The organism is Proteus terrae, assembly GCF_003144325.1.
Taxonomy (GTDB): Bacteria; Pseudomonadota; Gammaproteobacteria; order Enterobacterales; family Enterobacteriaceae; genus Proteus; species Proteus terrae.
Genome location: NZ_PENS01000035.1, coordinates 1 through 1,394 on the forward strand (window position 1 = coordinate 1; position 1,394 = coordinate 1,394).

The following is a 1,394-nucleotide window of genomic DNA, read 5'->3' on the forward strand; positions in this document are numbered from 1 at the left end:
AAAGAAATTTACTCCGCTGTTGGTGATAACACGTCTGCAATTAAAGAGACTCAAACGTCAATTACCAATCTTGATGAGGCTATCGGTCAGCGCTTTACTGAAATACGTACTGAGGTTAATCAGGCTCAAGCTGATATTGCTTCAAATTCTCAAGCCATCTCTAACACAAACAAGGCATTTGCTGAAAACAAAACCCAAGTTCAGGCTAAGTTTGATGAGCAAGAGGGCATGATTCAGGAGAAGATGCAGGCTACGTTTGAGCAATCTGGTGACGGTATTGTCGCGCACTCAATAAATATTACTATCAAACATGATGGCGTTAGTTATAACGCAGCAGGGCAAGTGATTAGTGCTCAAGTTAAGAATGGAAAGCTCGAATCATTCTTTGGTTACAACGCGAATAACTTTGCTTGGTATAACCCAGTAAATGGCAAAATGGAATTGTTCATGTATGCAAAAAATGGGCAGATGTTTATTCGAGATTTATTTATCGAAGATGGTTCGATTACAAATGCAAAAATAGGGAATGTTATTCAATCAAATAATTATGCGGCTGGAAAATCAGGCTGGATAATTAATAAAAATGGATATGCTGAATTTCAGAATATAAAAGCGAGAGGTGAAATAGAAGCAACTTCAGGTCGCTTAAAAAATGTTGTTATTGAAGAAAGTTGTGAAATAAAAGGGACATTAACCGTCAATAATATTAAAGGGGATGTTGTAAAAACAGTATTAATAGAACCTAATCAAAAAATCACGATTGAACCTGAATATTTCAATAGAATTATTTCAGGGGTTGTCATTACTTACAATAAAAATAAAATGGATAGCAATTATTCTAGTCAGGTTGTTGTAATTACTCCTAGAGGTAAATTCATTGTAGCTAGAGTTTATCTTGAGAGACATATATATGAAAATAAATGGGGTGAAAGAATATTATATATCCCAATAACAGGAATGAGCAGTGCTGAACTATTAGCAAATGAGACGGCCACTATAGAATTTGTTGATATTTCACAATCGAGTGAACCAGCTGTAGTTTTAATATCGAAAAAATAATATTAGGAATTCATAATCATGATATACACAACAGGCACTGTTAACACAGTGTCAGGGTCTGCTATTGTCAAAGGCACTGGCACTAAATTTAAAAATAATAATCCAGCCATTAATATCGGAATGACTATTTTAATTAAATCGGGGAATACTAATATTCCATATATGATTAAATCCGTTAATTCCGACACAGAATTAGTATTAGCACAACCTGCTTTAGCCACAGCAACTAACACAACATTCTCAATTCATATTACTGAGCCAGATAATAATAGTGATGCGGCAAGAACAATGGTCGCTATTAATAGTTATGTTGAGTATTTCCTTGATGCAATGAA

At 34.4% G+C, this 1,394-nt stretch carries 1 protein-coding gene and 1 pseudogene; both read left to right on the forward strand.

Going from position 1 to position 1,394, the window contains the following annotated elements:
* A partial coding sequence (locus DK857_RS19065) for a phage tail tip fiber protein (RefSeq protein ID WP_157957626.1) occupies nucleotides 1–1,059 on the forward strand: 1,059 nt, incomplete at its 5' end.
* An 18-nt stretch (nucleotides 1,060–1,077) separates the two neighbouring features.
* Nucleotides 1,078–1,394 (forward strand): annotated as a pseudogene (locus DK857_RS19070) (hypothetical protein); the annotation flags it as partial.